The sequence below is a fragment of the Streptomyces sp. NPDC005262 genome (assembly GCF_042872425.1).
Lineage (GTDB): Bacteria > Actinomycetota > Actinomycetes > Streptomycetales > Streptomycetaceae > Streptomyces.
Genome location: NZ_JBIAKK010000028.1, coordinates 34,499 through 57,883, shown reverse-complemented (window position 1 = coordinate 57,883; position 23,385 = coordinate 34,499). Strand labels below are relative to the sequence as shown.

Sequence of the window (23,385 nt, the reverse complement as noted above, 5' to 3'; positions counted from 1 at the left end):
AGCTGAGCGGGAAGCGGAAATACAGCCACACGCAGTGGGAGATCACCTCGACCGGGTACCGGTGACCCTTGTACGACGGCGACGCACTCTCCACGGACGACCCCTCCCAGCATGACCAATCAGAAGATCATCCCACCCGGCCAGCCAACGTGACAGCGCCGTCTCCCGGCCACGGCTGCGCGCCTTGCCTACACCAGTCTGACCGCACTGGTGCTCACGGCGCACCACTCCCCCGACGCCGGGCGGACGACGCTGAAGCGTGGAAGGAGCTGGGTTGCCAGCTCGTCCTGGAGCATGACCTTGTTTCCCCGGCCAGTTTCGCCGCTATGCCGCGCCTCGCGCCAGGCACCGCAAAGGCGCGTGCCCTGGCCGGGAAGATCATGGAACGCGCGGCCGGGCTGCACGGGGCCGATGATCTGCTGGCGGACTGCGCTGGCGTGATCGCGGAGTTCCGTGAGGTGCTGGAACGGCACCTGCTGTCGCGGCCGACTGAGTATCTCGTGTCCTTCCGTGCCGAGCTCGCGGTCGAAGGGGGAATACCACTGGGCGAATGTCCTGGAGGGCTTCACGGAGGACATCAATCACGTGGACTGTCCACCTACAGGGTCTCACCGACATGCGGTCTCGGCTCAAGCCACCGCCCTCCCCCGAACTGACATCGCGCCCGTCGCGTTCCAGACGGACCATCGTCTGGCTGCCGCCGGCCGAGAACGACTCACCCACGGCGCAGACCGCGGCCCGATCGTGCCGTCGGCCCGGCGCACGAGCGCCGTGTCGATGTCATGCCACTGGCCCGAGGCGTCCTGTGCCCGCTGTGGCGACGTCGCCTGTTTCAGGCTGTACGTCCCGTCCGGGTTCGCGAACGTCTGTGAATACTCGGTCCGCTCGGATGTGACCTCGACCGGCTCACCCGATGCTGCGGCTTCCTCGGACGGCGTCTGCGCCGCTGTCGTAGCAGCGTGAACCGCCGGTGAATTCACCATGCACGTAGCGCCGACAAGCAACGTCCACGCCAAAAGTCTGGCAACAGCATGGCGCGCCCCCGGATTCCGCCTACGCGAAACCCGGCCCCCCTTGTGCGAATTCACAGCCCCACCCCATGCGTCACACATGCATCACGAATATGACGCTGACCGTAACCGGGCAATCGCACAAGTCAATAGTGACCCAGGTCACACTACGGAGTTTTGGGGCCCCAACGAAGGAGAAGGACCGATTTAGGAGACCGAAAAGCTGCCGCACGAAATGAACGACCACGTGGCACGCAATGAACAACAGGCGAATGAAAGATTTATGACGTGCTGACATGCAGCACGAGCCGTCGCCGTGCCGATCTGTCTCACGTCAGATGCAAGCAACCGTTAAGGGCGTGCCTGACTGACCGACAGCATGTGTCCGGTCGCTGGGCCGTCCGGACCGCCGACGGACACGCACAGGCCTCCCCTGCATGTCTCAAAGTCGCCCGCCAAGCCACTTCTTGAGCCATCGAACAAGTCATTCGGATTGACGGCCGGTGCCGCAGGGCAGCTCTCTTTCTTCGGTCTGCAACAAGGAGGGCGGATGGCTCGCAGGAAGTCTCTGGCGGCGCAATTGGTCCAGACGTACCGCGATGCGCAGAAGGCGAAGGCCGCTGCTGCCAAGCGGGCCGACGCGGAGCGTGATCGTCAGGCCCGCGCAGCGGAACGGGAGGCTGCTCAGCGCGCCAAGGAAAAGGCCAGGCAGGAGCGGGAGCGGGCGCAGGCCTGGGTCCGTACGCAGAAGGAGAAGGATTCTCAGCGTTCCGCCGAGTCCCGGAAGGCCGAGCAGATCGTCCGGGGAGAAGCGTGAGGCGGCCCGGGCCAAGGAGGCTGAGCAGAGGAAGCGGGCCGAAGCGCGTGAGAAGGCGGCGGCAGATCGGCGTGCGAAGCAGGAGATGAGCGACCGTCTGCGTCAGGAGGCGATTCTCAAGACAGCCGAGATCGAGACGCAAGTGGATTGCCTGATGTCCGTGCTCCGCACGCGGCCGGAGGGTCTTCACGCGCACCGACTACGGATGGAAGAAGCTTTCAGCGAAGGGGGCTTCGATGGCCTGACCGCCTGCGTGGAGGAAACACTCGGTGAGGTTGGCTACCCCGACAGTCTTCGCGGTGGGCGTCGCGCGGCTTTTGCGCCGGAGGCGAGGGAGCTGGTCCTGGAGGTCGAACTGCCTGGCCAGGTAGTGGTGCCGGCTGGCGGTACCGCTTGCCGAGGCACCGCTGCGCGCGTGCGTGTTGCGCCGGGCAGATCAGGCTGCCCGGCGCACGGCCCGTGTGGATGGCGGGGCGCTCAGCCCGATGTAGGGCGGGCAGCCGCTGACGGGGCCGGCACGGTCAGGCCGTGACGTTGCCCTCGTAGGCGCCGTCGGTGGACGCCGCGACTCGCATCGGGTCCCACAGCTCGCGGAAGAGCACCAACTTCCCGTCGCGGAACCGCATCTTGTTCATGTAGATCTGCGTGTAGGCCTTGCCGCTCTTGGTCACCGCGTCGCCCTCGTACTCGTTGATCACGGTGTTCGGGTCAGCGTCGACGGAGTGGGAGACGACGTCCCGCATCTGCAGATCCTGCAGTTGGGAGAGCATCTGCGTCAGGTAGGTGACGGCGACCTCCTTGCCCTCGAAGCGGTCCGGCATGCCGAGGGAGGGGCCGTAGGGGAACTCCAGGACGACGTCGTCGGCGAACAGCTCGAAGCCGAGCTCTCCGATCAGGAACTTGCGGGCCAGCTCGCGGTTGGCCGCGGCGATCTCGGTGGCGGTACGGGTGTCCGACATGATGGTGTGCCTTTCTCGTGGCCGGTGGTTTCGGACTGCCCCGGCCGGTGGGGGCGCGTGCCGGGTGGGGCCTGGCACGCGTGTCGGGGGTGCTCCGTGGGCCCGGGTGCGGGCCTGCGGAGCGGCTCAGCGGTACTGGAGGCGGGCCTGGCGGGGGATGGCCCCGAACGAGCCGCTGTGGAAGCCGCGGAAGGCCTGTTCGATCTCGGCCGGACTGTTCATCACGAACGGGCCGCCCATCGCGACCGGCTGGCCGATCGGCTCGCCGCTGTACGCCATCACCACGCTGGGCCGGTCACCGTCGCCGGTCTGCAAGGTGATCACGGAGCCGTCGGCCTGCGGTGCGGGGTCGGACCACGCGGTCTGTCCCTCACCCACGGTGCGCCCGGCGACCTCGACCTGCCCGGCGAGCACGTAGAAGAAGGCGCGGTCGCGGCCGGGCAACAGGTATTCCAGGGTCTGGTTCGGCTCCAGCGTGATCACCGCGCCGGAGATCGGCCAGTGGTTCAGGGCCGGGCCGGTGATGCCGTCGGCGGTCCCGGAGATGAGGTCGACGCGGCTGCCGGCCCGCTCGACCACCGGCCGATCCGCCGCCCGCAGGTCCTGATAGCGGGTGTCCACCATCTTCATCTCGCGTGGCAGGTTCACCCACAGCTGCAGGGTGTGCGCACGCTCGTCGCGGTAGGCGAGTTCGCGGTGGATGATTCCGCGCCCGGCGGTCATCCACTGCACGTCCCCGGTGGCGAGGGCACCGGCGTTGCCGGTGTTGTCCCCGTGCTCCAGGACGCCGTCGACAACCATCGTCACCGTCTCCACGCCGCGGTGCGGATGCCACTCGAATCCGGGCGAGGAGAACCAGTCCTCGCTCAGCAGCAGGAACGGGTCGGTCTGCTCCGGCCGCATCGGGGCGATGATCACGTTCTTGTCATCGACCTGCGTGTCCGGCCCCAGGCGCATCTTGTCCTCGACCCGGACGACGGTCCGGCGGGTTGTGGGCCATCGCGCTTCCATGGCGTGCCTCCCTTCGGATGACCATCGAGTTGATGTGTCACCTCAAGATGTACGACCCCGAGGTGATATGTCAACTCGGGTTATGATGATGGCTGTGGCACAGGAGCAGCAGGGACTCAATGAGCGCGAGATGCGCGCCTGGCGGGTCTTCTTCCAGATGCAGGAGGTCCTGCGCGGCCGCATCGAGCAGCAGCTTCAGGCCGGCAGCGACCTTTCCAACGCCGACTACACCGTGCTGGTCGCCCTCTCGGAAGCGCCCGAGGGCCGACTGCGGGCCTTCGAACTCAGTCGCGAACTCGGTTGGGAGAAGAGCCGCCTCCACCACCAGCTCACCCGCATGTGCAGGCGCGGCCTCGCAGAACGCCAAAGCGGTCCCGCGCGCGCCATGTACGCCGCCATCACCCCGCAGGGCCGCGCGGCCCTCCAAGGGGCCGTCCCCGGCCACGCCGAGGAAGTCAGGCGGCTGGTCGTCGACCGTCTAACGGCCGAGCAGTTCCATCAGCTCGGCGAGATCTCCGCGATCATTCTCGATGGGCTCCGGGAAGAGGAACCCGCGCCCTGAGCCCCGATCCACCGCGTATGCGCGTCATCGCGGAGGCCGAGGGGCCGGTAGCGCGCCCGCGGGCGCCGTGGGCAACTGTCGACCTCCACCGGCGGGATGTGGTCTGTGAGGCTGGCACCAGGTTGAGGCGGCCGCGGGAACCCAGCCGCACGAGCTCAACCTGAGCTGTACTGAAGCATCTACTTCTTCATGTAGTGGAAGCCCAGGCTCTGCGAGACGGTCGGCGGCTGGGGTGTGATGCGCGTCGGGGCCAGGGTGCCTGGCCGCCCCTGGACGGCGGTGGCCTGCTCGCGCACGAGCGGCGAGCCTGCGCAGTCGAATGTGAAGTCCAGACCCAGGCCGTAAGTACCCTCCGGGCACTGACGGCTCAGGTCGGCGAAAGTACCGGGCGGCCCATCGGACAGCACCTGCAGCGTGTTTCCGGCGAGGGGGGCGCCGCGCGGCGCCGGTATGCAGTGGATGTCGGTCATGAGTCGCCCCTCGGGCGGAAGGGTCTCGCGAGGTGTCGGGCGGCTGCCGCGGTGGCGGTGGTGGGGAGAACAGGCATCAGGCATGCACTGCTCCATGTTCCGTACGCCGCATGGAACATGGCGCCAGCAAATCATACGGCGTGTGCGGCCCACCGCCTGGACAACAAGATCGGCTCCCCGATCCGCCTCATCCTCGTCTCTGGCACCCGTTCGGGAGGACATCAAAGTCACTGCGGGGCAGCAGTGGGTGTGCACCGATGCTTGAGAGGGCACCGGCGCCCACGGCATTCCAGTACTGAGTGTCAGACCCCCGGTGCCCTCATGGGAGTTCCGCCGTCGAGGAGTGCAGCGTCGCGGGTCACGGCTCTCGGGTGCGATGGGCGGTGCCCGTCTATGTCATGGGCAAGGCCGGTCGGGTCACTCGATGAGCTGCTCGGACCAGATCGTCTTGCGATTCTGGCCGTGGCGGCAGCCCCATCGCGCGCCGAGTTGGGCGACGAGGAACAGGCCGCGTCCTCCCTCGTCGGTTGTGCGGGCACGTCGTAGGCGGGGCTGAGTGCTGCTGGAGTCGGTGACCTCGCAGACCAGCACGTTTTGGCGGATCAGCCGCAGCTCCGCCGGCGGACGACCGTAGCGAATCGCGTTGGTGACCAGTTCGCTGATGATGAGTTCGGTGGTGAAGAGAAGGTCGTCCAGCCCCCACGTGGTGAGTTGGCGGGCTGCCCATTCGCGAGCCTCGGAGACGGCAGCCGGATCGACCGGGATTTCCCAGTGTGTGGTGTCCTCCGCGGGTATGGCGCGGGTGCGTGCCAACAGCAGGGTCACGTCGTCACGCGGCGCTTCGTCCACCAGGTCGATGAGGAGCGCCCGGCCGGTTTCCTCCAGAGCACGGTCCGGGCGGCAGGACGCGGCGAGCGCATGGGTCAGCCGCTGGAGCCCATCGTCGGTGTCGTCCGCGCCCCGATCGATCAGGCCGTCGGTGTAGAGAACGAGGACGCTGCCCGGCTCGAGGTCGATGGTGGTGGTCTCGTACGGCATACCGCTGAGGGCGAGCGGTGGTCCCGGCGCGATCCCGACGGTCTCTGCGGTCCCGTCAGGCCGGACCAGGACGGGTGGCGGGTGCCCGGCACTGGCCATGGCGCAGCGGCAGCTCACGGGGTCGTACACCGCGTACAGGCATGTGGCGCCGACGAAGTCGTGGTCACCGGGTGGGGCCTCGGCTGCTAGGCGCTGGACCAGGTCTGCGATCCGGGTGAGCAGCTCATCCGGTTCGAGTTCGAGGTCCGCGAGCGTCTGGATGGCGGTGCGTAGGCGGCCCATGGTGGCGCTGGCGGCGATGCCGTGGCCGACCACGTCGCCGGCGACAAGGGCCAGCCGCAGGGAGGGCAGAGCGATGGCGTCGTACCAGTCGCCGCTGATTTCCGCTCCGTCGCATGCGGGCAGGTAGACGCCGGCGGTCTCGGCTGCCGGAGTGTCGGTCGTGGCGGGAGGAAGCAGCCTCTGCTGCAGTGCCACGGCCGCCCGGTGCTCGCGGGTGTAACGGCGGGCGTTGTCGATGGCGAGCGCACTGCGTGAGGCGATCTGCCTCATGAGGTCGGCCTCGTCCTCGGCGAATGGGTCGGATCGGCCGGTGCGCCAGACCACGATGTTGCCGAGGGTGAGGCCGCGGGCGTACAGCGGCGCCACCATCACCGCATGGGCGTCTGGCGGGAGGAAATTCTCGGCCGACTGTGGGTCGCCGATCAGGGCGACGATGTCTTCACGGCCGTAGATGACTGTCTGGCCGTGTTGTGAGCTGCGCAGGAGGGGGTGGTCGGACAGTGGGGGGATGGAGTTGCCGAGCCTGATGCCGGGCGGCCACACGGCGGTGGTTGGTGCCAGGGCAGCGTTGCGCAGATGAGGATCTCCACCGCCCAACTGCTCGGAAGGTTCGTCCCCGTCGAACACGGACGTTGCAAGGTCGACTGCGGCGAGATCTCCGAACGCGGGTACGAGTGTGTCCGCAAGGTCCTGCGCGGTGTGCACGACATCCAGGGACCCTCCTACCTGCTCGGCCACCTCGCGGGCGAGCTCCAGATGACGGCGGGCGCGCAGCTGGTCGGTGCCGTCGATGTACAGGGCTGCGACCCCCGTGGGGCGTCCTCGTGCGTCCTCCAGCCGGAAGGCGGACAGCGACAGAGCGTGCCGGCGTGCAGGGTCGTGCCGCCAGCTCACCTGCAGGCTGCTGCGGACCACTGAGGCGCCGGTCTCGAGCACCTGGCGCAGTACTGTCTCGAGGTTCTCGGCGTCCTCGGCGCACAGCACGTCGCACAGCCGGGTGCCGGGCTGTACCGGACGGCCGCCGGGAATGCCCAGCGTGGCGTTCGTCTGCACGGTGGTGAGGTCCGTGTCGTGCAGAGCGACCGTGATCCGGTTCTGTGAGGACAGGGCGCGCAGGAGCGCTGCGGCGTGCTCGTGGTCGGCGACGTGGTGCGCAGGCGCCGCCAGCACGAGGAACTCGGCCGAGCCGTTCACTTTGGTGGTGCGGAAAGCGACGTCGACGGTGTTGCCGCACTGATGCCACAGTCGTACCCGGCCGGATGCCGGGATCGTCGTGGTGCTGCGCAGTTCGTCGGGGAGGTCGGCCACCAGTTGCTGAACGGGGCGGCCGCATACCTTCTCGGCGGTGAACCCCGTTAGCTCCGCTGCTGCCTCGGTCCACCGCACCACGGAGCCGCGGTTGTCGAGCACGGCGGCTGCCAGGCCCGCGAAGACGTGCGCGTTGCCGAGGGAGTGGGGGTCGGGGACGCTCAGCTCTTCCCGGGCGCTTACTGAGTCGGTGTCATTTGCGTTGCGGATAGCCATTTTGAAGACCTTCTTGCAGGAGCATAGGGCGACGATTCACGTCGCAGCGGCTGTGGGGGGCAGGTCTTGTTCGGCCCAGACCACCTTGCCGTCCGTCCCGGGACGCGAGCCCCACCTGCGCGAGAGGCGAGCGACGAGGAAGAGGCCGCGGCCGTTCTCGTCGAGGGTCTGGGGCTGGCGGGGGCGTGGCTGACTGGTGTTGGTGTCGGAGACTTCACACGTCAGGACCCGGTGCTGGATGAGCCGTAGGCGGCTCGGGCCGTCGCAGTGGCGAATGGCGTTGGTGACCAGTTCACTGACGATCAGCTCCGCTGGCGCCATGAGCGGCTCCAGACCCCATTTGCTGAGCTGACGAGCGACCAGGTGCCGGACGTTCGGGACGGTGGTCAGCTCGTTCGGCAGGTCCCAGGAGGCGACCTGGGTGGGTCGGAGCGCGCGGGTGCGCGCAAGGAGCAAGGTGACATCATCGGCCGGTGCCTGGGTCGGCAAGGTCTCCATCGCTCGCGTGCACAGGTCCTCCAGGGATGCGCCCGGGTGTGCGAGAGCGGCGCCCAGGCGGGCCAGGCCGACGTCGATGTCGTCGTCGCGGGATTCGACCAGGCCGTCGGAGTAGAACGCGAGCAGACTCCCCTCGGGCAGCTCCAGTTCCACGGACTCGAAGGGAACCAGGCCTAGACCGAGGCCGAGTGGGGCTCCGGAGGGCAGGTCGGGGACGGTGACCTGGCCCTGCACGTCGATGATCAAGAGCGGAGGATGCCCGGCCCGCGCCACCGTGCACCGTCGAGTGACCGGGTCGTAGACGGCGTACAAGCAGGTTGCTCCCAGCACCGCGGGGACCTCGTCGGAAGCGTTGGCGTCTTCGTCGTTCAACCGCCGGACCGTGTCGTCGAGGTGCGCCAGCAGTTCGTCGGGGGGCAGGTCAAGGTCCGCGAGCGTGCGCACGGCGGTGCGCAGTCTGCCCATGGTGGCTGCGGCGTTGATGCCGTGTCCGACCACATCGCCGACGACGAGGGCCACCCGGGCGCCGGACAGTTCGATGACGTCGAACCAGTCACCTCCCACGCCGTGGTCCATGTCGGCCGGCATGTAGCGCGAGGCAACCTCGACGGCGGCACCGCCTTGGACACGGCGGGGAAGCAGGTCGCGTTGCAGCGTGAGGGCGGCGGTGCGTTCGCGCGCGTACCGGAGGGCGTTGTCCAGGCAGAGCGCGGCCCGGGTGACGAGTTCCTCGGCGAGGAGCAGGTCGTTCTCCTGAAACGGCGTCTGTTCCTCGGAGCGGGCGAACAGCGCCAGTCCCAGCACGCAGCGCCGCGCACGGATGGGTACGACCATGAGCGAGTGGATTCCGCTGTCGCGCACCTTCTGTGCCCGCACCGGGTCGTGGTCGACCCAGGGGCCGGCTTGGGTGTCCAGTACTGGTTCCAGGTGAGACCTGCCCGTGCGTAGGACGGCGGCGAATGACGAGCTCGGGTGGGGGTGGATCACCTCTTCGCGCACAAACGGCAATTCCGGGACATCCGGGTCGATGGTGGCCAGGCCGGCACGGCGCAGCGGCGGGGTGCGGCCGCTCGTCGTGCCGATCCGTGCCGAGGGCTCCAGGCCGAGCGAGACCGGCTCCACCAGGTCGACGATGGCGTGGTCGGCCAGCAGGGGTACGGCGAGCTCGGCCAGCTCCTGCCCGGTCTGCATGACGTCGAGGGTGCTGCCGATGCGTGTGCTGGCCTCGCTGAGGATGGCAAGGCGCTCGCGCGCCCGCCGGTTGCCGGTGACGTCCACGGCCATGGAGCACACGCCCAGTGGTGTGCCGTCCGCGCCCTGAAGGCAGAAGAATGAGGCCGAGAATGCATGCTCACGGCGCGTGGCCGCCGGCGGCCACGCCCGGTACTCGTGCACCATGGTGCTGCCGTTCTCCAGCACCTGCTGCATCACCGCCTCGAGCGCTTCGGCCTCGAGGGCGGGCAGCGAGTCCTTCAGGCGGCGTCCGAACCGTCGGTGATGAGGCACGCCGTCGTGACGCTCCATGGCGTCGTTCACCCAGGCACAGCGCAACTGCAGGTCATGAACGACGATGCCGATCGGTGCGCGGGCAAGGAGCGATTCCCGCACCGGTCCGTTGGTCGCCCCCGAGGACAGGGAGCCTATGTCGGTCACGGACACCAGCCACCGGGTGTCGGCGTCCTGCCCCCACAGCAACGAGATCCGCAGCGTCATGGTGAGTGTGCGGCCGTCGCGGTGGCGGACCGCCACAGTGCCGGACCAGCCACCCTGGGCACGGCACTGCTCGGCGAACGCCGAAGCCCTCCTGGCGTCCTCGGGGGGCGGCAGTACGTGTGCGGCGGATCGGCCCACCACCTCCCCGGCCGAGTACCCGACAAGCTGCTGAGCGGCACGCGTCCACCCCATCACGGTCCCCTCCGCGTCGGTCATCGCTATCGCCGCGTCGGGTGTCTCGCGGGGGCCCGCCGACTCGGCGAGTGGGGTGTGGCCGGTGTTCGTCATGAGGGTCATCCCGTCGGTGCGGAGGTGAGAGAGCGTCGGCATGGGGCGCGGAGGCCCGATCCGCAGCCGTGGTGGACCGGCGGAGTCCGGGGGGGCGGCCTGCGGTACAGCACATGTCACTTTAGTGCCATTTTGCCCAGTTCTGATGAAATAGTCAGATACGAGCGCTCTAATGTCAAGACCCTCAAAGCTGATCAAATGATCAGACGTATGGTCGAGTGCGGCCAGCCGACGGCACGCCGTTAGGGGCGGGGTACAGACGGCCGGGGATATATGTAATGATGAAAGCATCAGAATTGGTGCTTTCATTTGTGGTGTATGACGATGTCAGCCTCACGCAGGAATCGCTTCGAACGCCGTCGCTCCGAGACCCGGCGGGCACTCGTCCGCGCCGCGCGGACGATCCTGGCCGAGTCCGGTGACACCAGCACCAGCATTCGGGCCATCGCGGAGCTCGCGGACGTGGGCTTCGGCTCCTTCTACAACCACTTCACATGCAAGCCGGACCTGTTCGACGCTGCCGTGGCCGACGCCCTGGAGGAATACGCCCTGGCCATCGACGAGCGTCTGTACGGCCTCGATGATCCGGCCGAGCGCCTCGCCCGCGGCGTGCGGCTCAGTGCCCGCCTGGCTGGGGCGCACCCAGAGATCATGCGCATCCTGTGCCACAGCGGGCTCGGCCGTATCTACACCGGCCGCGGACTGGCTCCGCGCGCGAGGCACGACGTGGAGCAGGGCATAGCCTCGGGCCGCTTCACCGGGGCCGACCCGGTCGTCGTTCTGGTCGCGCTGAACGGCAGCCTGCTGGCGCTCCTGGAACTGTGGTTCACCCAGCCCGAGGTGGACAACGGCCAGGCCTCGGACAGCATGGCAGAGATGCTCCTGCGCATGCTCGGCCTCTCCGCGGACGAGGCCCGCGACATCGCCCAGCGGCCCCTTCCCGCTGCAGCGCGAAGGGAGAGCCGTGGCGGGGCGGAGTCCGATTCTGCGGGGGATGGGGCAGATGGTGGCGGATGCACACCACGCGCCGAGCAGCCCCGGACCACACCGGCGTGAGCAGGCGTATCTCCGCTCCCTCGGCGCTCCCCCGAGCCGGGGCGGACTGGCTCTCGGTACGGGGGCGGCGCCCGTCGTCGTGACCGCGAGGCATGGGACTGGCTCAAGGCCACCCTCGCCATCGACGAACCGCGACGCCTTCTTCCCGAAACACGCGACGTGGCGACCTCGCGCTACGAACTGTTCAACGTCGGCGCGGTCAACTTCCTCCTTCGAGAGACCGGCGCGCCACCTCGATGCTGCGCCTTGACTCGCAGGCCGAAGCACTCAGCGAATGGCTGCGCTCCCGCAGCGCCAAGGTGCTCTGGTGAGATGCTGACGAGCCATGACCCGGCTTGCCGCGGCGCTGTTCGTCTCCAGCGTGGCGGAGACCGGGGCAGTCGCACGGCGGCTGCCCGAGGGACGCCGCCGGTCAGTCGTCAGTCCAGTGCGCGGTCGAGGTTGAACGCGGCGCTGATGAGGGCGAGGTGGGTGAACGCCTGCGGGAAGTTACCCAGTTGCTCGCCGGTGTGGCTGATCTCCTCGGCGTAAAGGCCGAGATGGTTGGCGTAGGTGAGCATCTTCTCGAAGGCCAGGCGGCCTTCGTCCAGGCGTCCGGCGCGGGCGAGGGCCTCGACGTACCAGAAGGAGCAGATGGAGAACGTGCCTTCATCGCCTTCCAGGCCGTCGGGGCTGGCCTTGGGGTCGTAGCGCCAGACCAGGGAGTCGGAGACGAGTTCGTTGCCGAGGGCATCTAGGGTGGACAGCCACAAAGGGTCGTGGGGAGCGATGAACTTGGTCAGCGGCATCATCAGCACCGCGGCGTCAAGCACGTCGCCACCCTCGTACTGGACGAACGCCTGCCGTGCGGGCGACCAGCCATGGTCCATGATCCGCCAGTAGATCGCGTCACGGACCGGGCCCCAACGGATGAGCTCGGCGGGCAGGCCGCGGTGCAGGGCGATGCGGATGGCGCGGTCGATGGCCACCCAGCACATGAGGCGGGAGTAGAGGAACTTCTTGCGCCCGCCGCGGGTCTCCCACACACCCTCGTCCGGCTGGTCCCAGTGCTGGCACACCCAGTTCACCAGGTCGCACACAGCGCGCCACTGGCCGCTGGTCAGGGGCTGGCACCACTCGTCGTAGAGGTACACGGAGTCGAGCAGGGCACCGTAGATGTCCAGCTGGAGCTGGATGACGGCGTCGTTCCCGACTCGAACGGGCGCCGAGCCACGGTAGCCCTCCAGGTGGGAGAGTTCACACTCGGGCAACTCGGCGCGACCGTCGATGCCGTACATGATCTGCAGTGGCCCGGAAGGCCCTTCGCGCCGGTCGATGTGGTGGGTGAGGAAGCGCATGAACGCCTCGGCCTCCTCGGCGAAGCCGAGCCTGAGCAGCGCGTAGACGGCGAACGCGGAGTCACGCACCCACGCATAGCGGTAGTCCCAGTTCCGGCCGCCGCCAATCTGCTCGGGCAGGCTGGTGGTGGGGGCTGCCACGATCGCGCCGGTGGGGGCGTAGGTGAGCAGTTTGAGGGTGAGCGCGGAGCGGTGCACCATCTCCCGCCAGCGGCCGCGGTACTGGGACTGCTGCAGCCACCGTCGCCAGAAGGCGACCGTGGCGGTGAACTCCGACTCCGCCTCGGCCTGGGAGTAGCCGCGCGGCGGTGTCTCCTCGTTGACTCGGTCCAGGGCGAAGACCACTGTCTCCCCCTGGGAGAGTTCGAACTCAGCCCACACGTCATTCTCGTCGCACTTCAGCGGTGTGGTGGAGGTCAGTGTCAGCGACAGTGCCTCGGACGTGAACAGGGCGGCCTGGTCCAGCATCCGCACGCTGTGCGGGTGGGCGCCATAGCCGAACCGGGGGGCCACCCGGGCCTGGAACGGGATCCTTCCGCGGACGCACACCACCCGCCGGATCAGCCTGTGACGGTCAGTATCGGCGACGTCCCCCACCGGCATGAAGTCCTGTATCTCCCCCAGCCCGTCCTCGGTGAAGAACCGGGTGATCAGCACATTGGTGTCGGGGAAGTAGAACTGTTTGGTGTCGGCCGGAACGGCGGGCGACAGCTCGAAGGACCCGCCCCGGTCCGCGTCCAGGAGGGCGGCGAACACACTCGGGGAGTCGAAGGAGGGGCAGCAGTACCAGTCGATCGTCCCGTCCATGCCCACCAGGGCCGACGTGTGCCGATCCCCGATCAAGCCGTGATCAGCGATCGGCAGGTACCGGGGGGACCTGTGCTGTGTCTTTGCGCCGGACATCGCAGCACCCTCCTGTTGCTCCTGCCTCTCATTGTGTCCTTCCCGATCGCCCGATCGCAGGGGCATCAGACCGGTTTGAGGTGAACGGAGCGCCTGCGGAGCGGAGCGGCTCCGTTCTGTCACACCTCCTCGCGGAGTCGTGCGACATGGGTTTCCACACCGACGATCACGGCGTCCAACGCACAGCTGAACATCGTGTCGACCATGTCCTTCGGGGGCAGGGGGGCGTCCTCCCCGTCGGGGTCGGCTGGTGCCGGCGGCAGGGTGGTCCACCGCTGCAATGCCCCGTTCAGTTCGCCGAACAGCAGACCCGTGAACATGGCGCACAGGGTTGCAGCGACGCGCGGGATCTCCGAAACCGGCAGTTTCGCGGCGGCCAGGACGTCGGTGAGCCCCAGCCAGAAGGGATCCTCCGGCTGGATGTAATCGGGGCGAGCGAACGAGTACCCCATCAGTTTGGGATGACGGTGGCACAGCTCACGGAAACCAAGGGCCAGTTCGCGCAGACGGTCCTGCCAGGGGATACCCTCTCGCTCCCCCGCGCGGAACTGCGAGCCGACGCGCTCGGCCACGCCTCGCAGCACAGCATCCTTGTTCGGCACGTGGTGGTACAGCGACATCGGGTTCGCATCGAGCGCGGCCGCGAGTTTGCGCATGGTGAGCGCCTCTACCCCATCGGCGTCGATGAGCTGCAGTGCCATGGCGTAGATGCCGTCCTTGGTGAGCGGTACGTCCCTCTTTCGCGTCCCCCGCGGGGCCTTCCGTCGAGTTTCCATACTGTGTACGGTACACGAAAGCGGTCCACGCAGTACATGGACACCGGGCTCCCGCCGCATCGGCGGCCCTCCGGCGCGTCGAGCGGCGCGCCCTCGTCACGCAAAAGGCCCCCCCTGATCACGTATTCCGAAACAATCTGGGCCCTGTCCGGTCTCCGGCGTGAATCCGGACCAGCACCGCTCGGGTGACTGGCGCCGCGCGGCGCACTCCCCATGGACACCTTTCCAGCCAGTAAGTGCCGATCGCCGCCTTGACGCAGAAAGCAGGCCAATCGGTTCAGCAGGCGTCCGCCGCGGCCCGCATTCCAGGCGCTGACTCGCTGGAGGTGACGGTGCGGACAGCCTTGGCGGCAAGGGCGGTGGGTTACCGGCATCGGATGCAGCGGCAGGTACGCATGCCCCGCCCCCACGCCCTTCCGGTCGCCGCCGGCCGCACAGGCTGCCATTGCCGTCATTGCCTCTCCTCGACACTTCCATACATCGTATGGTAATAATGGTGAGGCGCTTCCATACATCGTATGGAAAAGCTCGCTCGGACACGCCAGGCGCCCCGCATCGCCTGCACAAACAGCCGTTGGCGCAGACCGCACCAACCAGGAAGGTAAGACCATGAAGAAGCTCACGACGCGCATCGCTGCCACCGCTTCCGCCGTGGCGGTCGCCGGTGTCGCCGTCCTCGGAGCCGGGGATGCCGCTTCGGCCGCGACTCCTGCGTCCGTGCACGTTCAGCGCCCGGCCGTCTGCATCAACGCCGACGACTACCGCTGGGACCACGGTGTCAGTTACCTGCTCGAGCAGGGCTACTCCTCCCACGGAGTCCGTGGCTGGCACCACGACGGCCGCGTCACCGAACCGGCCCGGTACGGCTGTGAGGGTCAGTTCTACCGCTGGGACCACGGTGTCAGTTACCTGCTCGAGCAGGGCTGCTCCTTCGACGAAGTCCGTGGCTGGCACCACGACGGCCGCATCACCGAACCGGCCCGGTACGGCCGTGACGGTCACTTCGACCGCTGGGACGGGGCGGGACGCGGCCGGAAGTCCGACAGCTCGGACCGATACCACTGGAGCTGCTACGAGCACGAGGTCCGGGTCCCTGGCGACCGCTGAGAGAGGCCGCATGCGCCCGTGCCTGTCCGTGATGCCTGTCGGCGGCAGGGGGCTCGGCCCCTGAGGGATCGGCGCTCCGCACCGCCGCCCAGGGGGTCGGCTGAGTGAGGGTCTGACCTTCTCCTGCCTACGGACGCCCACCATGAGTCGCAGGATCGCGTCGCCCAGCTGCCGCGACGCCACGAATCGGACGGTCCACTGACGCCGGCCAGTGCCCGAGCCCTGTGCCGTAACCCCTCTTCCCTTGTTGCCTCTTCGCAGCCAGAGGCGTCCTGGAGTGAAAGTCGATGGAGTCTTCGAGGAATGTGGTGCAGGAGCTGTCTGCGCGGCTTGTCGTCTCGCACGACTACTCGCTGCCCATGTGCATGCGCCTGCGGTACGAGCCCACTGATCCATATGTCATCCGTGCCGACTTTTTCGCCCACGGTGACGACCCGGTCGAATGGGTCCTGGGGCGTGATCTTCTGATTGATGGCCTGAGGGATTCCGCAGGCTACGGGAACGTCCGAATCTGGCCGGCCGCTGGCCGTGGTGACCAAGCGATGCACATCGCCCTCGGGTCTTCCGCGGGCACCGCCTTGCTCGAGGTCCCCGTGCAAGACGTCAAGAGCTTCCTGAAGAACACGGAAGCCCTGGTGCCGCTGGGCACCGAGCCCGGACGCATCGACTGGGGCATCGAACTGGCCAACCTGCTCGCGGAACACTGAGAAAAAACCCCAACTTCCCAGCGAAATACGCCCGTTGCGTGCTCCATCGTCCGCTGTCGCCAGACGGAAGATCAGGATACGGCCTCAACTGCGTCACACCCCCGACCACTGACGATCACGATTAGAAGAAAAGGAACGAGTGTTTATGTCCCAGTACCAGCTTCGTGTCTACACACTGTGCAGCCCTGAGGCGCTGGCCGCCTACGAGAACATCTGGTCCAAGCACATCCTCGGCCTGGCCAAGCACCGGATCACTACACACGGTGTCTGGACGGAGCCTGCGGCCCACGGGAGCAAGGCGGCGCCCCAGCTGTACGCCCTCGTTTCCTACAAGGACACCGACGACGTGCAGGAGCGACTGCTGGCGTACCTGTCCAGCGCCGAATTCCACGCCGACATGGAGGGCTTTGACATGAGCCAGATCGTCGGCGTCGTCGAGTCCGTGCTGACGCCCACCCCCGACTCACCCCTGCGGTGACAGGAGCCGAGCGGAAAGGTGTTTGACGCCTGTCGGCGTCCTGTGGTCGGGTGCCGCCCATGAGCGCAGGACAAATGCATTCCGGTATGCACCCCATTGACGACGGCCTGGTACGAAGGTTGGTCGCCGGACAGTTCCCTCAGTGGGCGGGGCGGAGGGTGGAGCGATGGCCGTCCGGTGGCACGGTCAATGCCATGTACCGGCTGGGCAATGACATGGTCGTAAGGCTGCCGCTGGTGCAGGGCGGGGCCGAGGACGTGTCGATGGAGCAGGAGTGGCTGCCCCGCCTCGCGCCCCACCTGCCCACGCGCATCCCTCAGGTGTTCGGGGCCGGGGAGCCCGCCCATGGGTATCCGTGGCCGTGGTCGGTGTACCAGTGGCTGCCGGGAGAGCTTCCCGAAGCGGGGGCGCTGAGCGAGCCCGTGCTGCTGGCCGAGGATCTGGCGGCATTCGTGGCGGCGATGCGGAGCATTACGCTGCCGGCTGCGCCGAAGGCGCACCGTGGCGGGCCGGTTGCCTCGCAAGACGCGGAGACTCGGGCGGCGATCAAGGAACTGCGCGGGATCCCGGAGGAGGACGTCGACTGCGACGCCGCGGCGGCCGTATGGGAGGAGTCGCTGTGGGCGCCGGGTTGGGACGGGCCGCCGGTGTGGCTGCACGCCGATCTGATGCCGGGCAACTTGCTGGTCGACGGCGGCCGGCTGGCCTCGGTGATCGATTTCGGGTGCGCGGGGGTGGGAGATCCGGCCTGCGATCTGTTCCCGGCGTGGAATCTGTTGCCGGCCGATGCAAGAGAAGTCTTCCGCGAGGCGCTCGCCGTGGACGACACGACCTGGGTCCGAGGCCGGGGGCGGACACTCTCGCAGGCGCTGATCGCGCTGCCGTACTACCGCAGGACGAACCCCGCGATGGCACACAACGCCCGGCATGTGATCCGGGCGGTGCTGGACGAAGGCTGAGGCATGCCACTGCGTGTCGGGGCCGTGCTGGTCACAGCCAGCCCACCTCGCTCCTAATGCGGTGCTCTCCGCAACGACGCGTCAACCCGGTCGCTAGGCTCCGCTTATGAGTGCGGAGGCCCGACGCTTGGCGAACTTCCGAGTCCACCTCGTGCCCGCGGTCCTGGCTTTGGCCAACCCGCCGTGGCAACGGGCCGTGTGGCTCGACCCGTCAACGTTCGAGAACCTGGATCACATCTTCCACACGCTCTTCGACGACTTCTGCGACGCCGACGAACCCGAGCGTTACCTCGGAATGAGCCTGAGGACGGAAGAAGAGGTCGCCCTCATGAGGGAGCTTGGTGCCGCGCTCAACGCCGCCGCAGATGAAGCGCCCAACGACACCGACGCGGAGTACCTCCAGGCGGCTGCTTGGCCGGAGGTCGTGGCCGTCGCCGGACGACTCGCTCAAGTCATGGTTGGTAACGACATGGGAGAACTCGCCGCACTGCACGAGTCCGAAGCAGGGGTCCAGCCGGCCAACCAGGCTCGCAACGAGTAAGCACACTGAGTGTCTAACCGCGTGGCAACGGCGCCGCACAACCGCAAACGTCAGCGGGCCATTAGCCAAGGTCACAAGCGCATCGGCCCGAGGACAGCAAGGATCCCAAGTTGCTGCGGGACGAAGAGGTCCCATGCCATAGCCGTGCCAGAAGGGCTGGCGAACGTCGGTCAGCAGCGGTCAACTAAGAACTCCTATCGGAATGAGCCGTGGCTCAGGAGTCGATCTCCCAGTGAAGGGCGTTTACCTGGGCGGGGGGTTCCAGCACCGCCACGAGGTGTGCTGGGTCTGCGCCGGGGGCGAGGTCGACTGCGAGGTAGGTGCCCTGGAGCCATTCATGGGGCAGGTCGGTTTCGGCGACCTTGCCGTGCAGGAGCTCGTGCAGTCGGTCCCGGTCTTGATGATCGGCGATGAGTGCGACTCGAAGGGTGCGGTGGCCGGACTTCTGCACCACAGCGGACACAAGGTGGTTGCTGTCGATGGTCACTACATCGCGGTAGCAGATCCCGTAGCTGAAGAAGGGCAGACAGGCGACCTCGAACCTGCCGTCGTCGATCTGGCGGGTCCACAACTGCTCGCGCCAGCCGGCCTCCCGCTCGGACAGATCGGCGTGAATCATGTAGTTGGACGGGCCCCGGCCGATCGGGTCCTCGTGCGTGATGATGGTGATGGCGTGCCTCCCGGCGCTGGGTCCCGACCTCAGGATCCTGCAACAGTGTCCTCGGCCGGTATACGGCAGGGTGCATTCAGACGGCGCCAGCAGATGAGCGCACATCCGAGGGTGAGGAAGGCTTCGTGGATGTCGTCGCGGATCTCCCACCGGATCCGCAGGCGGCGGAACCAGTGCAGGTGGGCGAACGCGCGCTCCACCACCCAGCGTTGGGTGCCCAGGCCGGAGCCGTGCTCGGTGCCCCGGCGTGCGATCACTGGCTTCACGCCGAGGGCCCACACGAGGCGGCGGTACTTGTCGTGGTCGTAGCCGCGGTCACCAAGCACGATATCCGGGCGGCGCCGGGGCTGGCCACGCTTGCCTCGCACCGGCGGAACGGCTTCGAGCAGCGGGATGAGCTGGGTGACGTCGTTACGGTTGCCGCCGGTCAGGGTGGCGGCAAGCGGGATGCCGGTGGCATCGGTGATCAGGTGGTGCTTGCTGCCCGTCCTGCCCCGGTCAACAGGGCTTCGTCCCGTCTTGGGCCCCCCTTTAGCGCCCTGATGTGGGAGCCGTCGACAGCCGCCCGGGAGAAGTCCAGGACGTTCGCTCCACGCAGCTTCGCCAGGAGTACCTGATGCAGCCGGGGCCACACGCCGGCCTCGGTCCACTCGACCAGGCGGCGCCAACAGGTCATGCCCGAGCCGAAGCCGAGTTCCTGTGGCAGATGTTCCCAAGCGATTCCGGTGTGCAGCACGAACAGGATGCCCTGGAACACCAGCCGGTCCGGATGCCGCTTGCGTCCAGGGTGCCGAGCCCGGCGCTCCACCTTCGGCAAGAGCGGCTCAACCACCGCCCACAGCTCGTCATCGACATGCCACGGCTTTGGCCGAGCCACTCAGCACCCCCGGATAGTCCCCGAGTGATCCAACCACCTCGGAGATCATTTCGTTAGGAGTTCTAAGCCCAGATGAGCAGACCGCCCTCCCTGAGATGCGTCCACGGCTCCTGGTTCAAGTCCAGGAATCCGTCGAAGACACCCTCGCCGAACGTCTCGACCATGCGCTTGTAGTCGCTCGGCAGCACGGCGCCCAGGCGCGACTTCACCTCAGCCCAGTCCACGTCCGGCCGCTGGGCAGGCTGTGTCCAGCCGGTGATCCGTTTGAGCCGCTCCACCCAGTCGACGTCCTCGTGCGGAGCGACCGCCAAGGGTGCTGGCACCCCCCTGTGAGCCACCGCCAACACCGGCCGCTCGGCCCCCTCGATGTCCCGCGCCGCACCCGTGCCGATCCACTGGTCCCCGTACACCCACGCTCTTATCTTCACGACCCGGTCCTCGAAGGGGACGAGGAGAGCCGCACCCCTGGACTCGTCTACCGTCGGATCGGTGAAGCCGTCGAGGACGAGGGTGCGCGGAGCGCCGTACCTGCTGTCGAGCAGGTCGGCAGGTCCTGCGGTCCCAGGTAGCTGGGCAGGTACATGTAGCTGTCCCCCGGGCCGAGTTGGGTCAACAGGTCATTGACGGTCGCTTGCGTGAGTTCCATGGCGGGCGCCACTGCTCGGCACTGTTCGATTGCGGCAGCTTCGGAGAGTGAGCACGGACGCCCACTGTGTCGGCTAGAACACGCCTGTGCGCATGTACTGCGTGAGGTTCTCGAGGATCTCGCGCAACCATGGGCTGCGGACGGCCGGCAGCCGGACCAGGGTGTGCTGGAAGGTTCCCGCGTCGGCCCGGAATAGGTCATGGGGACGCGGCGGGGGCGGGTCGTCGCGGAGAACGCCGTCGGGCATGGTGCCCGACGCGGGCAGGTGTAGGCGCGGCTCGGGGAAAGCCAGCCACATCCACACCCCGAACGGCAGCGGCACCGGGTATGCCGATGCGGCCGGGCCGGTCGGGCTCCAGGGCTCCCCTGTCTGCGGGTGGGTCGGCAGAAGGAGTATGTCGGTGTCCACGTCAGGGACGGACAGTCCCGGTCCGGCCAGGACGGCGCGCCGCGCTGGCGGGCCCGCAGGCAACAGGGCATCAAGGGCGCGTTGGAACACTTCCGCGATCAGGCCGTGCGGGACCGTCACCGGCCGACCATCCGAGGCTGCCAGCAGGTGGGCGAGCGCCCGGCCGGCTGCCGCCTCCCACTGCGGACTCCACGACCAGTAGTGGTTCGACCCCAGCCGTCCTCCCCACGTGGCAATCGGCTCGAACGGGGGCGTTTTCTCCCCCTTCTCTGCCAGCTCCGCCCAGGAGAGGGGCGCAGCGTGGATACCGTCAACGGGGACGCGGTGCACGGCGTCCGGGCTGAGCCGCACTGCCTGCCAGAGTGAACAGTCGTCGACCCTGGTCGCCACGGGGAGGTCGCATGTCTCGCAGGCCATGTTGGGCCCGTCGGCTCCGTCGAGGCCGCAGCAGGCACCGCCGCGTTTCTCAGGAATCAGCCGGGTTCCACGGATATCACCGGGCGCGATCACACTCGCCCCGGGCGTGCTGTCGGACAGGGCGTGGACCGGCGCGTAGATGCCGCGTGCCTCCGCCTCGCCCGGATCGATCTCGTCCCACATCCGCCACGGCCCTCCCCAGGGGTCCGGGTCGAGGGCGAACGTCCCGGACTCCATGAGCACCGGAAGCTGGGCCCCGTTCCCGTACTTCTGACGGGCGTGGACTGGCAGTGAGACCTGGGACAGCGGGGTGGTCAACTCGGCGCCGCATCCCGCACACACGAAAACGAACAAATGTCCTCCGCCTGGGAAACAGACGCATCGTCGCAGCTCGCCGGCAGCCAGCCAACATGTTTTCTCATCCGTTGCGGGAACGGCACCCGCCACCGTCGTGGAGTATCAACGCCGCGCGGGCAAGTGCCAGCCGCCGCTTCCGACTACGGCAAGCGACGCACTCAGTGTTCGAATTCTCGGTGTCCTGTGGCGCCTCCCGAAGTGGTGAACATCTGCTGCCCATTCTCGGGTTCTGGCTCAGCTTGCGTGAAGGGAGCCCGCTGCGTAACCGGTTGGGGATGAACCCCAGGCTGGCTAGGCTCTCGTCATGAGTGGACCGGTGTTGGTGATTGAGTTGGCGGAGCCCGTCCCACCCGAATCCATCCGGCGGCTCCGGGATCTCCTTGTCCGTTCCTCATCTCACTTTGAAGAGAAGCGGGTCGACGAGTACGACCTGAACATTCACGCGGAGAGCCTTGGCATCGCCGACACCGGGGGCATCGACGGACGTCGGCCCGTCATGGTCTCTCTCATGGGCCCCGGCATCGGTGACGAGGCGAGAACGGTCCCGTAGTGGCGGCCCTTGCGGGTCGCGTACTCGTCGACGCCAACCACCCGAGGGGCTGGCACTTCCGGCTCGGGAAGTGCGTTGACCAGCTGCAGGACGGTGCTGCGGCTGACCGACGCACCGACGATGCCGGCCAAGCGGGGCCGGCCCGGCCCGCGAGGGCGAGGCCGATCGCGGCCAGGGTCGAGCGGAGCCGCTCGGTCCGCTGGCCATGCCTTCGGGTCAGACCGGGTATCTGCTCGACGAACGTGCGGCGCGAACACTCTGCTGTCCGGCAGGCGAACCGGCGGACCCGCAGCTGGAGTACGACGCTTCGTCCCGCACTCGGAACATTGGTGGGATACCGCAGGTAGGAGCCGTGGACCTGGGCGGACCACGCTCCGCACCCTGGACGCGAGGCGCCTGTTGCGGTGCATTGCACATCAACGCGCACTATCGCGATGTTCAGGTCGACCGACAGTACGGCGACATCCGCGATCGACGGGAACAACAACTCCTCCAGCCGGAGCAAGATCTCATTCACAGCCCCGAACTGTCGGCCCGATCACTCTTGCCACTGCTCGTTTTGAGGCAACTTCCCGAGGCTCTGCAGAGAGTTCAGTCGTCACTCACAGTGCACGGATCACACAAGCTGAGCCAGAGCCCGTTCTCTTGGACAAAGCCAGGCGTCTATGCGGCCCTCGGGCTGCAATGTCTTGGGGCCACGGACTCAATGGCTGGCATGGCTGTCACCGTCGGCTGCGAGCCGGCTTTCCAGGCCCGTGATGAGCGTGTCCAGGACCAGGCGGAAGACGCGGTCCTCATCGGGGCCTGGATTCGCGTGTCCGTCTTCGTCGGCAGTGGACAGGGTGGGGGGCTTGAGGTTCGCCCACTGGTGGAGCGCGCCGTTGAGTTCGGCGGTAAGGACACCGGTGACGACGGCGCACACGAGAGCAGCGGTCTCCGGGATCTCCGGGAGCGGCACCCCTGCGGCTCCCAGGATCGCGGTGAGCGCAGCCAGGAACGGGTCTTCACGCTGGATGAAGTCCGGCTGGTGGCTGAACGAGTAGGCCATGAGCTTGGGGTGGCGGTGCGCCAGCGTCCGGAAATCCGTGGCGAGCAGGCGGATGCGCTCCTGCCAGGGAGCGTTCTCCAGCGTCACGGTGCGGAACTGGGTGCCGACCATTCTCGCGACGCCGCGCAGCACGGCCTCTTTGTTCGGCACGTGGTGATACAGCGACATCGGGTTCGCGTCCAGCACGGTCGCGAGCTTGCGCATGGTGAGTGTCTCGACCTCGTCCGTGTCGATGAGCCGCAGGGCGGCGGCATAAATCCCGGCCTCGGTCAGAGGCACATCTCTCTTCCTGGTTCCTCGCGAGGGCCGCTTCAATTTTTCCATACCCCGTATGGTATCAGTTTCATACGACGTATGGAACTGAGCCGGACCGCA

At 67.6% G+C, this 23,385-nt stretch carries 24 protein-coding genes and 1 pseudogene; 9 read left to right on the top strand and 16 right to left on the bottom strand.

All coding sequences use genetic code 11. From position 1 onward, the window contains the following. Window positions 1-94: pseudogene (locus tag ACFYP5_RS37670) on the bottom strand (IS6 family transposase); the annotation flags it as partial. A gap of 94 nt (window positions 95-188) precedes the next feature. Further along, entirely contained in the window at window positions 189-569 is a 381-nt protein-coding gene (locus ACFYP5_RS37665; protein WP_389044364.1) for a hypothetical protein, read from the bottom strand. A 991-nt stretch (window positions 570-1,560) separates the two neighbouring features. On the opposite strand from ACFYP5_RS37665, the gene ACFYP5_RS37660 reads away from it, so the two are divergent. After that, window positions 1,561-1,827, top strand: coding sequence for a hypothetical protein (locus ACFYP5_RS37660; protein WP_389044362.1), 267 nt, complete (start codon window positions 1,561-1,563; stop codon window positions 1,825-1,827). Window positions 1,828-2,348: 521 nt separating this feature from the next. On the opposite strand, the gene ACFYP5_RS37655 is transcribed toward ACFYP5_RS37660, so the two are convergent. Both ACFYP5_RS37655 and ACFYP5_RS37650 read right to left on the bottom strand, forming a co-directional pair. Then, window positions 2,349-2,786, bottom strand: a complete 438-nt coding sequence (locus tag ACFYP5_RS37655; protein ID WP_389044360.1) for a nuclear transport factor 2 family protein — start codon at window positions 2,784-2,786, stop codon at window positions 2,349-2,351. A gap of 126 nt (window positions 2,787-2,912) precedes the next feature. Beyond that, a complete protein-coding gene (locus tag ACFYP5_RS37650; RefSeq protein WP_389044358.1) occupies window positions 2,913-3,797 on the bottom strand; it encodes a pirin family protein in 885 nt (294 codons plus the stop codon). Window positions 3,798-3,891: 94 nt separating this feature from the next. Here ACFYP5_RS37650 and ACFYP5_RS37645 point away from each other — a divergent pair, with 94 nt between their 5' ends. Further along, window positions 3,892-4,359 carry a MarR family winged helix-turn-helix transcriptional regulator gene (locus tag ACFYP5_RS37645; RefSeq protein WP_389044356.1) on the top strand — a complete coding sequence of 156 codons (468 nt, stop codon included), beginning with the start codon at window positions 3,892-3,894 and terminating at the stop codon, window positions 4,357-4,359. A 179-nt stretch (window positions 4,360-4,538) separates the two neighbouring features. Here the strand turns inward: ACFYP5_RS37645 and ACFYP5_RS37640 are convergent, their stop codons facing one another. The 3 genes from ACFYP5_RS37640 to ACFYP5_RS37630 form a co-directional block, all read right to left on the bottom strand. After that, on the bottom strand, window positions 4,539-4,829 hold the full coding sequence (locus tag ACFYP5_RS37640) for a hypothetical protein (RefSeq protein WP_389044354.1): 291 nt from the start codon (window positions 4,827-4,829) through the stop codon (window positions 4,539-4,541). A 417-nt stretch (window positions 4,830-5,246) separates the two neighbouring features. After that, complete coding sequence (locus ACFYP5_RS37635; protein WP_389044351.1) at window positions 5,247-7,673, bottom strand: SpoIIE family protein phosphatase; 2,427 nt, start codon at window positions 7,671-7,673, stop codon at window positions 5,247-5,249. Between the two features lie 36 nt (window positions 7,674-7,709). Beyond that, window positions 7,710-10,172, bottom strand: a complete 2,463-nt coding sequence (locus ACFYP5_RS37630; protein WP_389044349.1) for a SpoIIE family protein phosphatase — start codon at window positions 10,170-10,172, stop codon at window positions 7,710-7,712. A gap of 324 nt (window positions 10,173-10,496) precedes the next feature. On the opposite strand from ACFYP5_RS37630, the gene ACFYP5_RS37625 reads away from it, so the two are divergent. After that, window positions 10,497-11,228, top strand: coding sequence for a TetR/AcrR family transcriptional regulator (locus ACFYP5_RS37625; RefSeq protein ID WP_389044347.1), 732 nt, complete (start codon window positions 10,497-10,499; stop codon window positions 11,226-11,228). A 419-nt stretch (window positions 11,229-11,647) separates the two neighbouring features. Here the strand turns inward: ACFYP5_RS37625 and ACFYP5_RS37620 are convergent, their stop codons facing one another. Beyond that, on the bottom strand, window positions 11,648-13,468 hold the full coding sequence (locus ACFYP5_RS37620; RefSeq protein ID WP_389044345.1) for a glycoside hydrolase family 15 protein: 1,821 nt from the start codon (window positions 13,466-13,468) through the stop codon (window positions 11,648-11,650). A 119-nt stretch (window positions 13,469-13,587) separates the two neighbouring features. Beyond that, the gene (locus tag ACFYP5_RS37615; protein WP_389044342.1) at window positions 13,588-14,169 is read right to left on the bottom strand and encodes a TetR/AcrR family transcriptional regulator; all 582 of its coding nucleotides are present in this window, start codon (window positions 14,167-14,169) and stop codon (window positions 13,588-13,590) included. Between the two features lie 684 nt (window positions 14,170-14,853). On the opposite strand from ACFYP5_RS37615, the gene ACFYP5_RS37610 reads away from it, so the two are divergent. The 5 genes from ACFYP5_RS37610 (at window position 14,854) to ACFYP5_RS37590 (ending at window position 18,036) form a co-directional block, all read left to right on the top strand. After that, complete coding sequence (locus ACFYP5_RS37610; RefSeq protein ID WP_389044340.1) at window positions 14,854-15,351, top strand: hypothetical protein; 498 nt, start codon at window positions 14,854-14,856, stop codon at window positions 15,349-15,351. Window positions 15,352-15,656: 305 nt separating this feature from the next. Further along, window positions 15,657-16,058 (top strand): SsgA family sporulation/cell division regulator, encoded by a 402-nt coding sequence (locus ACFYP5_RS37605; protein ID WP_389044337.1) that lies wholly within the window; start codon window positions 15,657-15,659, stop codon window positions 16,056-16,058. A 145-nt stretch (window positions 16,059-16,203) separates the two neighbouring features. Then, window positions 16,204-16,536: an NIPSNAP family protein gene (locus ACFYP5_RS37600; RefSeq protein WP_389044334.1), complete on the top strand. Its 333-nt coding sequence runs from the start codon at window positions 16,204-16,206 to the stop codon at window positions 16,534-16,536. A 59-nt stretch (window positions 16,537-16,595) separates the two neighbouring features. Beyond that, a complete protein-coding gene (locus tag ACFYP5_RS37595) occupies window positions 16,596-17,495 on the top strand; it encodes an aminoglycoside phosphotransferase family protein (protein ID WP_389044332.1) in 900 nt (299 codons plus the stop codon). 127 nt (window positions 17,496-17,622) lie between these two features. Beyond that, the gene (locus tag ACFYP5_RS37590; protein ID WP_356674023.1) at window positions 17,623-18,036 is read left to right on the top strand and encodes a hypothetical protein; all 414 of its coding nucleotides are present in this window, start codon (window positions 17,623-17,625) and stop codon (window positions 18,034-18,036) included. A gap of 214 nt (window positions 18,037-18,250) precedes the next feature. Here ACFYP5_RS37590 and ACFYP5_RS37585 read toward each other — a convergent pair whose 3' ends face one another. The 5 genes from ACFYP5_RS37585 to ACFYP5_RS37565 form a co-directional block, all read right to left on the bottom strand. Beyond that, a complete protein-coding gene (locus ACFYP5_RS37585) occupies window positions 18,251-18,655 on the bottom strand; it encodes a DUF4265 domain-containing protein (protein WP_389044328.1) in 405 nt (134 codons plus the stop codon). A gap of 80 nt (window positions 18,656-18,735) precedes the next feature. Then, a protein-coding gene (locus tag ACFYP5_RS37580) for an IS5 family transposase (RefSeq protein ID WP_389044325.1) occupies window positions 18,736-19,583 on the bottom strand; the annotation gives its coding sequence in 2 pieces (ribosomal slippage) (window positions 18,736-19,241 and window positions 19,241-19,583; 849 coding nt in all). A 62-nt stretch (window positions 19,584-19,645) separates the two neighbouring features. Continuing rightward, the gene (locus tag ACFYP5_RS37575; protein ID WP_389044323.1) at window positions 19,646-20,011 is read right to left on the bottom strand and encodes a hypothetical protein; all 366 of its coding nucleotides are present in this window, start codon (window positions 20,009-20,011) and stop codon (window positions 19,646-19,648) included. A gap of 47 nt (window positions 20,012-20,058) precedes the next feature. Beyond that, the gene (locus tag ACFYP5_RS37570; RefSeq protein WP_389044320.1) at window positions 20,059-20,229 is read right to left on the bottom strand and encodes a hypothetical protein; all 171 of its coding nucleotides are present in this window, start codon (window positions 20,227-20,229) and stop codon (window positions 20,059-20,061) included. A 73-nt stretch (window positions 20,230-20,302) separates the two neighbouring features. Beyond that, window positions 20,303-21,409 (bottom strand): hypothetical protein, encoded by a 1,107-nt coding sequence (locus ACFYP5_RS37565; protein WP_389044318.1) that lies wholly within the window; start codon window positions 21,407-21,409, stop codon window positions 20,303-20,305. 307 nt (window positions 21,410-21,716) lie between these two features. Between ACFYP5_RS37565 and ACFYP5_RS37560 the strand changes: the two genes are divergently transcribed. After that, window positions 21,717-21,962, top strand: a complete 246-nt coding sequence (locus ACFYP5_RS37560; RefSeq protein WP_389044315.1) for a DUF6368 family protein — start codon at window positions 21,717-21,719, stop codon at window positions 21,960-21,962. Here ACFYP5_RS37560 and ACFYP5_RS37555 read toward each other — a convergent pair. Continuing rightward, window positions 21,919-22,377, bottom strand: coding sequence for a transposase family protein (locus ACFYP5_RS37555; RefSeq protein ID WP_389044368.1), 459 nt, complete (start codon window positions 22,375-22,377; stop codon window positions 21,919-21,921). The two genes, ACFYP5_RS37560 and ACFYP5_RS37555, sit on opposite strands and share 44 nt — an antisense overlap. Before the next feature lie 288 nt (window positions 22,378-22,665). Continuing rightward, window positions 22,666-23,289: a TetR/AcrR family transcriptional regulator gene (locus ACFYP5_RS37550; protein WP_389044313.1), complete on the bottom strand. Its 624-nt coding sequence runs from the start codon at window positions 23,287-23,289 to the stop codon at window positions 22,666-22,668. Window positions 23,290-23,385: the final 96 nt, after the last annotated feature.

Bases quoted from the DNA above. Each gene is read 5' to 3' on its own strand.
- ACFYP5_RS37660 (WP_389044362.1), top strand. From the start codon at position 1,561: ATGGCTCGCAGGAAGTCTCTGGCGGCGCAATTGGTCCAGACGTACCGC.
- ACFYP5_RS37655 (WP_389044360.1), bottom strand. From the start codon at position 2,786: ATGTCGGACACCCGTACCGCCACCGAGATCGCCGCGGCCAACCGCGAG.
- ACFYP5_RS37650 (WP_389044358.1), bottom strand. From the start codon at position 3,797: ATGGAAGCGCGATGGCCCACAACCCGCCGGACCGTCGTCCGGGTCGAG.
- ACFYP5_RS37640 (WP_389044354.1), bottom strand. From the start codon at position 4,829: ATGACCGACATCCACTGCATACCGGCGCCGCGCGGCGCCCCCCTCGCC.
- ACFYP5_RS37635 (WP_389044351.1), bottom strand. From the start codon at position 7,673: ATGGCTATCCGCAACGCAAATGACACCGACTCAGTAAGCGCCCGGGAA.
- ACFYP5_RS37630 (WP_389044349.1), bottom strand. From the start codon at position 10,172: ATGACGAACACCGGCCACACCCCACTCGCCGAGTCGGCGGGCCCCCGC.
- ACFYP5_RS37625 (WP_389044347.1), top strand. From the start codon at position 10,497: ATGTCAGCCTCACGCAGGAATCGCTTCGAACGCCGTCGCTCCGAGACC.
- ACFYP5_RS37620 (WP_389044345.1), bottom strand. From the start codon at position 13,468: ATGTCCGGCGCAAAGACACAGCACAGGTCCCCCCGGTACCTGCCGATC.
- ACFYP5_RS37615 (WP_389044342.1), bottom strand. From the start codon at position 14,169: ATGGCACTGCAGCTCATCGACGCCGATGGGGTAGAGGCGCTCACCATG.
- ACFYP5_RS37610 (WP_389044340.1), top strand. From the start codon at position 14,854: ATGAAGAAGCTCACGACGCGCATCGCTGCCACCGCTTCCGCCGTGGCG.
- ACFYP5_RS37600 (WP_389044334.1), top strand. From the start codon at position 16,204: ATGTCCCAGTACCAGCTTCGTGTCTACACACTGTGCAGCCCTGAGGCG.
- ACFYP5_RS37595 (WP_389044332.1), top strand. From the start codon at position 16,596: ATGAGCGCAGGACAAATGCATTCCGGTATGCACCCCATTGACGACGGC.
- ACFYP5_RS37585 (WP_389044328.1), bottom strand. From the start codon at position 18,655: ATGATTCACGCCGATCTGTCCGAGCGGGAGGCCGGCTGGCGCGAGCAG.
- ACFYP5_RS37570 (WP_389044320.1), bottom strand. From the start codon at position 20,229: ATGGAACTCACGCAAGCGACCGTCAATGACCTGTTGACCCAACTCGGC.
- ACFYP5_RS37560 (WP_389044315.1), top strand. From the start codon at position 21,717: ATGAGTGGACCGGTGTTGGTGATTGAGTTGGCGGAGCCCGTCCCACCC.